We start from the raw sequence: 4,215 nt of genomic DNA, 5'->3' as shown, positions 1-4,215 counted from the left end.
GTTAAAGATACCGCCCAGAGGGCGGCGTTACGGATATTAGTTCTAATAAAGTTAAAAACGATTCTGATGGATGTAAAAGAAATGCTAGAAAAGTACGCCGCTAAGCTCAAAATTCAGCGGATTAGTATATTAGAATTTATTGGTATATTTTGCCTTTGCTGCTTCCTAGTTGTGAGTTGTGGAAAGCCCGCAAATCAATCAGCTAATTCTACAAATACAGATGCAGGAACAGGACGGATTACAATTGGAACAACGCTAAAACTGCGGACGATTGACCCTGCTGATGCTTATGAACAAATATCCGGTGAATTGCTTTACAATTTGGGGGATCGCCTCTACACTTACGAATCGGGAACTACTAAGCTAATCCCGCAATTAGCAACAGCAATGCCTAAAATTAGTTCTGATGCTTTAACTTATACTATTCCATTACGTCAAGGCGTTACTTTCCATGATGGTACGGTATTTAATGCTAAGGCAATGGTATTTTCGCTGGAACGATTTATTAAGAATGGAGGTCGTCCAGCATCTTTGTTAGCTGATGCTGTAGAATCTGTCAAGGCGACTGGCGAATTTGAGTTAACAATTAAGTTGAAAAAACCTTTTGCTGCATTTCCTTCGCTACTAGGATTTGCGGGCGCTTGTGCAATTTCTCCTAAAGCTTACGAAATTGGGCCGGGTAAATTTAAGCCGGATACTTTTGTAGGAACTGGTCGTTATAAGTTAGTAAAATATGGCAGTGATTCTTTAAAATTTGATGTTTTTGATAAGTATTGGGGAGATAAACCAGCCAATAAAGGGATTGATATTCAGTTTCTTTCTACTTCGGCAAATTTGTTTAACTCTTTTAAAACTGGTGCAGTAGATGTGGCTTATTTGTCTCTAGATGCCGACCAAATTCGCAATTTGGAAGAAAGGGGAAAAAAGGGCGATTGGCAGGCGATTGCAGCTAAAAGTAATACTGTAAGTTATATGATCCTCAACCTGAAGTCTCAACCTTTAGACAATTTAGCAGTTAGACAAGCAATCGCTACAATTATTGACCGTCCCTTACTTAACGAACGGGTATTGCGAGGACAAGCAGAACCAGTTTACAGCTTAATTCCCACAACTTTTGATGTCTATAAACCTGTGTTTAAGGAACAGTATAAAGAGGCAGATATAGCAAAGGCAAAAGAACTTTTGAGTAAGGCTGGATTCTCGGCTACCAATCCCGCAAAACTACAAATTTGGTATCCTTCGGCTTCTTCAAAAAGGGCAATGGTTGCTAATACTCTGAAAGCAATTGCTCAACAAAAATTAGGTGGAGCATTGCAAATAGAAGTTAATGGTGTAGAAGCTCCTACTTTGTTTCAAAACCTTGAGAAAGGGATTTATCCTTCTGCTTTAGTAGACTGGGTTGCTGACTATTTTGATGCTGACAATTACATTCAACCATTTCTGAGTTGTACTAAAGGTTCAGCAGCAGGAGGATGTCAAGAAGGAGCAAGTCAAGGTCAGGGTTCATTTTACTATAGCAAGCGCGTTAATGAACTGATTGCTAAGGAACGACAAGAGCAAAATCCGGCCACTCGCAAAGCTATTTTTGCCGAAATTCAAGACTTATTAGCGAAAGATGTCCCATTCATTCCTTTATGGCAAGATAAAGATTATGTTTTTGCTCAAAAAGGTGTGACTGGTGTTGTTCTAGAACCTACTCAATCTTTTCCTTTTTGGCTGCTTGGTAAGCAGTAAGTTAAATGTAATAAGTTAAACGTAGGGTGGGCGCTCGCCGCAAACAAGCTTATACTTTACTCATATATCATTTGCGGCGAGCGCCCACCTTACAAGCTATAGTTAACATTTAACAGTCAATCTTGCTCCTGTTGCTGAAAGAAATAACCAACGAGATAAAGAGAACCGCAGAGGATAGTTAAGCTTTCACTAATAATAGCAGCCTCTAAACCTGCGACTAAATCGGGATAAGTTTGACAATGAGATAATTCTGGGCATATAGTTAAAGCTAACTTTGCTAACTCTTCTGGTTCAGCAGAACTATGGTCAGGTACGGGTACTAAATAAAGACGATCCCCAGTTTGCAGCAAAGCCTTAAAAATATCAGCATGGTCTTTAGTAGAAAGCATACCCATCACCCAAGATTTTCCCTTTTGTTGCGGGTATAAACAATCGAGAGTCTGGACATATTGACGTAAAGCAATAGCAGCAGCGGGGTTATGAGCACCGTCAATTAATAGTTTATGATTTCGCCAATTTGTCCATTGCAGACGACCAGACCATTGAGTGTTTGCCATCCCATTTTGGATAGCAGTTTCGGAAATTTCCCATCGTTTTTGTTGCAGAATTTGGCAAGCTGCAATCGCCAATGCTGAATTCATTAATTGAATTTCACCTAATAGTGGCAAAGGATATTTAATTGTCACCGCAGATGTTGGCAAATTCATCTGAGTATCTGGTTCTGGATGATATTCTGCCCAATTTTTACCTAAATCTAATGCAGGTTTTGGCCAGATAGTAGGACAGTTTAATTGTAGAATACGTTTTTCGATAACTGCTTTAGCTTCTGGAGGTAATTGTCCGATGACAGCAGGACAATTTTGTTTGAGAATACCGGCTTTTTCACCTGCAATATCTGCTAGAGTGGGGCCGAGAACTTGCCAGTGTTCGCGACTGATAGAAGTGATAATTGAAACCAGGGGAGTTTCGCAGACATTAGTTGCATCTAATCTTCCGCCTAACCCAACTTCTACAACGGCAATATCTACTTTTTTTTGGGCAAAATATAGCCAAGCGGCGGCGGTAAATATTTCAAATTGTGTGGGAGTTTCGCTATCTTTATTAATGGCGTTTACTACTTGTAATAGATAATTTTCTAATTCTTCTGAGGTGATGGGTTTTTGATTAATACAAATGCGTTCATTCCAGTTAATTAAATGGGGAGAAGTGTAGCGTCCGACTCGATAGCCGGCGGCGGTTAATATTGAAGAAAGATAGGCACAAACGGAACCTTTGCCATTTGTCCCGGCTACGTGAATGACAGGTAACTGTTGGTGAGGATTGCCTAGTTTGTCTAAAAGTTGTTGAATTCTGTCTAGACCGAGATTTACGCCGAAGTGTTGGTAGGGTTTGAGGATAGAATCTATTTTCATTCGGGATGTCTGGTATAATTGATGGGAGTTAAAGATGCAAATATGGATATTATTTCTCTTTTTTCCGGTTGCGGGGGATTGGATTTAGGCTTTCGACAAGCTGGTTTTAATGTGGTTTGGGCTAATGAGTATGATAAGTCAATTTGGGATACTTATAAATTTAATCATGCAAATACTCAACTTGACAAGAGGGATATTAGAAATATAAAATCTGAGGAAATACCTGACTGTATTGGCATTATCGGCGGCCCACCTTGTCAAAGTTGGAGTGAAGCGGGTGCAAAACGTGGAATTGATGATAGTAGAGGTCAATTATTTTACGAGTATATTAGAATTGTACGGGATAAGCAGCCTTTATTTTTTGTAGCGGAAAATGTCAGCGGTATATTAACGGCAAGACATAAGCCAGCTTTCATCAATATATTACATCTGTTTGAGGAGGTTGGATATAAAATTTATTATAAAATGCTGAACGCAAAAAATTTTGAAGTTCCCCAAGATAGACAAAGAGTTATTATCGTTGGCTACAGTAAAAAAATGGGCAAAATTTTTGAGTTTCCTAGAACCGGGAATAAGATTTTAACCCTAAAAGATGCAATTTCAGACTTGGAATTAATAGAGCCGATTAAGTTTGGAGATAAAGTTACAAACTATCGCGCAGGAATCGCAAACCATGAATATTTGGATATGGGATTTTCCAGTATTTATATGTCAAGAAATCGAGTCAGAAGTTGGTCGGAACCTTCGTTTACAATTCAGGCGGGAGGAAGACACGCACCTTTACATCCTCAAGCCAATAAAATGATTTTAGTGGATAAGGATAAACGAATTTTTGACCCTAATTCACCTCAGCCTTATCGTAGATTATCTGTGAGGGAATGTGCTCGGATACAAACTTTTCCAGATAACTTTATTTTTAAGTACAATTATATTGCTGACGGTTATAAAATGGTCGGTAACGCTGTACCAGTTAATTTAGCTAGAATCTTAGCAAATAAAATAATTACTGATCTTTAAAACCCTGTTTCAAAATACTCGTAACGCCGCCCTCTGGGCGGTAAGAATACCG

At 39.0% G+C, this 4,215-nt stretch carries 3 protein-coding genes; 2 read left to right on the top strand and 1 reads right to left on the bottom strand.

Annotated features, from left to right (window positions below):
- Positions 1–81 precede the first annotated feature (81 nt).
- A complete protein-coding gene (locus PY364_RS21155) occupies positions 82–1,734 on the top strand; it encodes an ABC transporter substrate-binding protein (RefSeq protein ID WP_275525988.1) in 1,653 nt (550 codons plus the stop codon).
- A gap of 116 nt (positions 1,735–1,850) precedes the next feature.
- Here the strand turns inward: PY364_RS21155 and PY364_RS21150 are convergent, their stop codons facing one another.
- Positions 1,851–3,146, bottom strand: a complete 1,296-nt coding sequence (locus tag PY364_RS21150; RefSeq protein ID WP_275525986.1) for a folylpolyglutamate synthase/dihydrofolate synthase family protein — start codon at positions 3,144–3,146, stop codon at positions 1,851–1,853.
- A 21-nt stretch (positions 3,147–3,167) separates the two neighbouring features.
- On the opposite strand from PY364_RS21150, the gene PY364_RS21145 reads away from it, so the two are divergent.
- The gene (locus PY364_RS21145) at positions 3,168–4,163 is read left to right on the top strand and encodes a DNA cytosine methyltransferase (RefSeq protein ID WP_275525985.1); all 996 of its coding nucleotides are present in this window, start codon (positions 3,168–3,170) and stop codon (positions 4,161–4,163) included.
- Positions 4,164–4,215 lie beyond the last annotated feature (52 nt).

The sequence above is a fragment of the Kamptonema sp. UHCC 0994 genome, assembly GCF_029167235.1.
Classification (GTDB): Bacteria; Cyanobacteriota; Cyanobacteriia; order Cyanobacteriales; family Microcoleaceae; genus Kamptonema.
The sequence above is the reverse complement of the archived record's forward strand: the minus strand, read 5'-3'. Positions and strand labels throughout refer to the sequence as shown.

Excerpts from the sequence above, each read along its gene's own strand:
- PY364_RS21145 (WP_275525985.1), top strand. The coding sequence starts at position 3,168 with ATGGGAGTTAAAGATGCAAATATGGATATTATTTCTCTTTTTTCCGGT.
- PY364_RS21155 (WP_275525988.1), top strand. The coding sequence starts at position 82 with ATGCTAGAAAAGTACGCCGCTAAGCTCAAAATTCAGCGGATTAGTATA.
- PY364_RS21150 (WP_275525986.1), bottom strand. The coding sequence starts at position 3,146 with ATGAAAATAGATTCTATCCTCAAACCCTACCAACACTTCGGCGTAAAT.